General features: G+C 70.1%; 3 protein-coding genes and 2 pseudogenes. All 5 read left to right on the top strand.

The genetic code is table 11. From position 1 onward, the window contains the following. A pseudogene (locus ACLN58_RS18110) lies at positions 1–254 on the top strand (glycosyl hydrolase); the annotation flags it as partial. Positions 255–456: 202 nt separating this feature from the next. Next, positions 457–1,530, top strand: coding sequence for an iron ABC transporter substrate-binding protein (locus ACLN58_RS18115; RefSeq protein ID WP_415856638.1), 1,074 nt, complete (start codon positions 457–459; stop codon positions 1,528–1,530). A gap of 214 nt (positions 1,531–1,744) precedes the next feature. Next, on the top strand, positions 1,745–3,259 hold the full coding sequence (locus ACLN58_RS18120) for an ABC transporter permease (protein WP_415856640.1): 1,515 nt from the start codon (positions 1,745–1,747) through the stop codon (positions 3,257–3,259). After that, entirely contained in the window at positions 3,256–4,446 is a 1,191-nt protein-coding gene (locus tag ACLN58_RS18125; protein ID WP_415856639.1) for an ABC transporter ATP-binding protein, read from the top strand. Before ACLN58_RS18120 ends, ACLN58_RS18125 begins: the two co-directional genes overlap by 4 nt. A 23-nt stretch (positions 4,447–4,469) precedes the next feature. Then, a pseudogene (locus ACLN58_RS18130) lies at positions 4,470–4,694 on the top strand (MBL fold metallo-hydrolase); the annotation flags it as partial.

Below are 4,694 nucleotides of genomic sequence, written 5' to 3' on the forward strand. Positions count from 1 at the left end.
ATCACGGACTGTTCCGCGGGATCCTCACCCGCTACCTCGCGCTCGCCGCGGTCAGCCCCCAGCTCCCCGCCCATGCACGCCAGACGGCGAAGTCGCTCGTGCTCGCCACCGCCGAGGAGGTCTGGGCCAGGGAAGCATCTGTGCCCGAGACGGGTGGGCGCGAGACGGCGTCACCGGCGACACAGCTTTCGATCCGGCTCCAGGCCTGGATGGTGCTCGAGGCGGCGGCATCGGTCGATGGACCAATTACGTAACGACAAAATTGCGTAATTGAAGTGATTTGCGCCACAATTAGGCCAGAATCGCGCCGGGGTTAGGTGTGGCTAACCTACAGTCGTTCACGGAGGCTCCCGTTCCTGCCCTCAGGGCATGAGCGCTGCCCCTCGACGTCGAAGCCACATCGCACCCTCGGGCCGGCCCCCGCGCCGGCCCTCATAAGCTACGAAAGGACCTTCTGTGAAGATCCGTTCCAAGGCCCTCGCGGGCGTCGCGCTGGCCGCGGTCGCCGCGCTCAGCCTCTCCGCGTGCGGCGGCGGTGCCGGCAGCTCGTCGACGTCGGGCTCGGCAGCCTCGGAAGGCGCGGCCGGCACGGCCGCCGCCGGGGACACCATCACCGTCTACAACGCCCAGCACGAGGAGCTCACCCAGGCGTGGGTCGACGCGTTCACGAAGGCGACCGGAATCAAGGTCAACCTCCGCAACGGCGACGACTCCGAGATGGCGCAGCAGCTCATCCAGGAGGGCAAGAACTCCCCCGCGGACGTCTTCCTGACCGAGAACTCCCCCGCCATGAGCGCGGTCGAGAACGCGGGCCTCTTCGCCGACCCGGGGACCGACGCGAAGAACAACGTGCCCGAGGCCTACCGCCCGTCGACCGGCACGTGGGTCGGCATCGCGGCGCGCTCGACCGTGCTCGTCTACAACAAGAACAAGGTCAACGAGAGCGACCTCCCGAAGTCCCTCATGGACCTCTCGAACTCGGCGTGGAAGGGCCGCTGGGCCGCCTCGCCCTCGGGCGCTGACTTCCAGGCGATCGTCTCGGCGATGCTCCAGCTCAAGGGCGAGAGCGCGACCCTCGACTGGCTCAAGGCCATGAAGGACAATTCGAAGGCCTACAAGGGCAACAGCACGGCCATGAAGGCCGTCAACGCCGGCGAGATCGACATGGCTGTCATCTACCACTACTACTACTTCGGCGACCAGGCGAAGACGGGCGAGAACTCGAAGAACGTGGGCCTCCACTACTTCAAGAACCAGGACCCGGGCGCTTTCGTCTCGGTCTCGGGCGGCGGCGTGCTGGCCTCGAGCAAGCACCAGGCCGCGGCGCAGAAGTTCCTCGCGTTCGTCACGGGGACTGACGGCCAGAAGGTCCTCCAGACGGGCTCGTCCTACGAGTACCCGGTCGGTTCCGGCGTCGCCGCCAACCCCAAGCTCGTCCCGCTGAGCGACCTCCAGGCCCCGGCCGTGGACGCCGCGAAGCTCAACTCGAAGAAGGTCACGGACCTCATGACACAGGCAGGACTGCTCTAACCCTTTGGCACTCAGGACCAAGCAGACTCCACGGTTCCACGCGGCGCGGCCGGGCTCAGGCTCGGCGTCCGCTGGCACCGAAGTGACGGCGCCCCGGCAGGATTCCCCTGCCGGGGCCGCTGGCGTCTCGGCAGGCGTGGCGGTGGCGTCGCGGGGACCGGGCGGCGGCGCCCGCCGCTGGCTCCAGCTGCGCTCTGTCCGCTCGCACGTCCCCCTGCCGGTCCTGGTCCTGAGCATCGCGGTCGGCGCGATCTCGCTCGTCCCCCTCGGCTTCGTCGTCGCCATGACGATCGCGACCGGGTGGGACACCGCCGTCGCCCTCGTCTTCCGGCCGCGCGTCCTCGAACTGCTCGGCAACACGGTGTGGCTCGTGGTCATCAGCGTCCCGCTGTGCCTCGTGATCGGGGTTGGCGGCGCGTGGCTCGTGGAGCGAACCACGCTCTTCGGGCACCGGATCTGGGCCGTGCTGCTCGCGGCGCCGCTCGCCATCCCGGCGTTCGTGAACTCGTACGCGTGGGTCTCCGTGGTGCCGTCGATGGCTGGGCTCGGCTCGGGCGTGCTGCTCGCGACCCTCTCGTACTACCCGCTCGTCTACATCCCGGCGGCGGCAACGCTCGCGCGGCTCGACCCCGCTCTCGAACAGTCCGCGGCGTCGCTCGGGCTCGGGCCATGGAAGGTGTTCTTCCGCGTCGTGCTCCCCCAGCTGCGCATCGCCGTCGCGGGCGGCGCGCTCCTCGTGGGGCTGCACCTGCTCTCCGAGTACGGCGCGTTCGCCATGATCCGCTTCGACACGTTCACCACCGCGATCATGGAGCAGTACCGCTCGACGTTCAACGGCGCCGCCGGCAACATGCTCGCGAGTGTCCTCGTGGTGCTGTGCCTCGTGATGCTCGCGATCGAGGCCCGTGCCCGCGGCAACGCGCGCTACGCGAAGCTCGGCTCGGGCGCCCAGGCGGCGCCGACCCGCCTGGGTCTCGGCGGCTTCCACGTTCCGTCGCAGCTCGCGCTCGTGGCCGTCGCGGTGCTCGCGTTCGGCGTTCCCGTGTGGGTCATCGGGCGCTGGCTCATCGCCGGCGGCGCCAAGATCTGGGAGGACCACGCGTTCACCGCCCTCTCGACGGCCCTCGGCCAGAGCCTGTGGCTCGGCCTCCTCGGAGCGCTCGCGACAGTCGTCGCCGCGTTCCCGCTCACGTGGCTCGTGGTCCGGTTCCCGGGCTGGCTCAGCAAGACGCTCGAACTCGCGAACTACGTCACGAGCTCGATGCCGGGCATCGTCCTCGCGCTCGCGTTCGTCACGGTCGCACTGCATGCCATCCCGGACATCTACCAGACCACACTCCTGCTCGTCGCCGCGTACGTCCTGCTGTTCCTCCCCCGCGCGCTCGTGAGCCTGCGGGCGGGTCTCGCCCAGGCACCGAAGGAGCTCGAGGAGGCGGCCCGGGCGCTCGGACGCCGCCCCGTCGTCGCGTTCTTCCGCGTGACCCTCCGCCTGGCCGCCCCCGCGGCAGCAGGCGGGGCAGCGCTCGTGTTCCTCGCCGTCGTCAATGAACTCACGGCGACGCTCCTGCTCTCGCCGACCGGGACATCAACGCTCGCCACCGAGTTCTGGAACCTCTCGAACGGCATCGACTACGCGGGCGCGGCCCCCTACGCGCTCCTCATGATCCTGCTCTCCGCACCCATGACCTACCTTTTGTTCCAGCAGTCCAAGAAGGCAGCCGGCCAGTGACCGAACAGAGCCCCACCCCCAAGTTCGCCTCTCGCCTCCCCGAGCCGCGAGTAGCCCCGTCCATCGCGGACACCGCGGACCACCACCTCGAGATCGAGGAGGTCACCAAGACGTTCGGGCGTCGCGGCGCCACGAATTCCGTGCTCAAGGGCATCAACCTGCACGTCGCGCGGGGCGGCACGACCGCGATCGTCGGGCCCTCGGGGTCCGGCAAGACGACGCTCCTGCGGCTCATCGCGGGCTTCGAATCGCCCGACTCGGGGCGGATCGAGCTCGACGGCGAGACCGTGGCCGGGGACGCGTGGGTGCCCGCGCACCGGCGCAACATCGGCTACGTCGCGCAGGACGGCGCGCTCTTCCCGCATCTGTCGGTGGGCCAGAACATCGCGTTCGGGCTCGACGCCGGCCGATTCGGGGACTCGAAGTACCGCGGCCGGAAGGCGGTCGCGACGCGCGTCGAGGAGCTCCTCGAGATGGTCGCGCTCGACGGATCGTACGCGAAGCGCCGCCCGCACGAGCTCTCGGGCGGCCAGCAGCAGCGCATCGCCCTGGCCCGCGCGATGGCCCGCGAGCCCGAGGTCATGCTGCTCGACGAGCCGTTCTCCGCGCTCGACGCCGGGCTCCGCGTGGCCACCCGCCGCGCCGTCGCGAAGGTGCTCGCGAAGGCCGGGGTGACCACGATCCTCGTGACCCACGACCAAGCCGAGGCGCTGAGCTTCGCCGACCAGGTCGCCGTCATGCGCGGCGGCAAGCTCGCGCAGATCGGCAACCCCTTCGTCGTGTACACACGCCCCGCGGACCGGGCGACGGCGGAGTTCCTGGGCGACGCCGTCATCCTCGACGCCTGGCTCGAGGGCAGCCTCGCCATGTGCTCGCTCGGCCCGATCCCCGTGCGCCACCCCACGACGCAGGGCCACGTGCAGATCATGCTGCGGCCCGAGCAGATCCGGATCGCGAGCGAATCGCCCATCCACGGGACCGTGCTCGACTGGGACTACTTCGGGCCCGAGTCCTCGGTGCGCATCAAGCTCTCGGATCGGCCCGAGGGCCAGCCCCTCGATCCGCGCATCCGGGGCGGCGGCGAGGTCATCACGATCCGCCACTGGAATGCCGCGATGGCGCGCCTCGGCATGGACCTAGCGCTCAAGGTCATCGGCGAGGGCGTCGCGTTCCCGATCGCGGACTAGCCGTCGCGGGCTAGTCTGGGGCCATGTGGGTCACCAGCTCCGCCCTGACGCGCTACCGGCTCGCGCCGAATCCCGGGCCGATGAGCCTCGAAGGGACGAACTCGTACGTCATTTCGGCTCGCGACGTCTCGGGCGAGGACGCCGCGAACGCGAGCCTGCCCGTCGTCGTGGTCGATCCCGGGCCGCGCGACGCGACGCATCTCGCCGAGCTCGCCGCGGCGGGGCGGGTCGAGCTCGTGCTCATCACC

The sequence above is a fragment of the Sinomonas sp. G460-2 genome (genome assembly GCF_047759905.1).
In the GTDB taxonomy this organism is placed as follows: domain Bacteria; phylum Actinomycetota; class Actinomycetes; order Actinomycetales; family Micrococcaceae; genus Sinomonas.